Source organism: Paenibacillus sp. PL91 (genome assembly GCF_012935325.2).
Lineage (GTDB): Bacteria > Bacillota > Bacilli > Paenibacillales > Paenibacillaceae > Pristimantibacillus.
Genome location: NZ_JABBYG020000078.1, coordinates 1 through 572, shown reverse-complemented (window position 1 = coordinate 572; position 572 = coordinate 1). Strand labels below are relative to the sequence as shown.

At 40.2% G+C, this 572-nt stretch carries 1 protein-coding gene; it reads right to left on the bottom strand.

What is annotated here, in order from left to right:
• On the bottom strand, positions 1-467 hold a 467-nt coding region (locus HI950_RS35440), incomplete at its 3' end, for a YfiT family bacillithiol transferase (protein ID WP_187768231.1).
• Between the last annotated feature and the right edge of the window lie 105 nt (positions 468-572).

The following is a 572-nucleotide window of genomic DNA, read 5'->3' as shown; positions in this document are numbered from 1 at the left end:
TGCCAAACATATCTTTGAATCGCAACATTAAGACTCATTACTCCGTGGGTGGGACTCGTAAATGTCTTTTTAAAATCAGACGGATGTAATGCACGGAGTATGGCTACAAATCGAATGTGTATTGATTCGAGGAGACTCAGGGAAGTTTCAATAGGTGTTCGATAATCGCTTAGTTCCGCCCACAAATCTTCTCCATATGAACTTGCTGCGGGGCTATCCTCAGTTAGTGCTTTCTTGAAACGTATATAGGCGCTCATATCATTATCGGCCAAATGGTGAATTACCTGTTGGACTGTCCAACCGCCTGGACGATATTGGGTAAGTAGTTGTTCTATAGTTAAATTTTCTACTGCCAACCGAAGGATCTTTCCTGTTTCCGAAATGTCTTCAATCCATTTATTACATTGTTCAGAGGTTGGATTCTCTATTTGTTCGAATTTCCCAATAGGATATCGAAAATCATCCATATTCTCACCTTCTATCAGTTAGTTTTAGCTCTTAGTATAAATTCGAGAAGTAGCGGAATATTTCCTTTTACTACCTACTGACTCCTCCGCAATACTGCCCGTTAG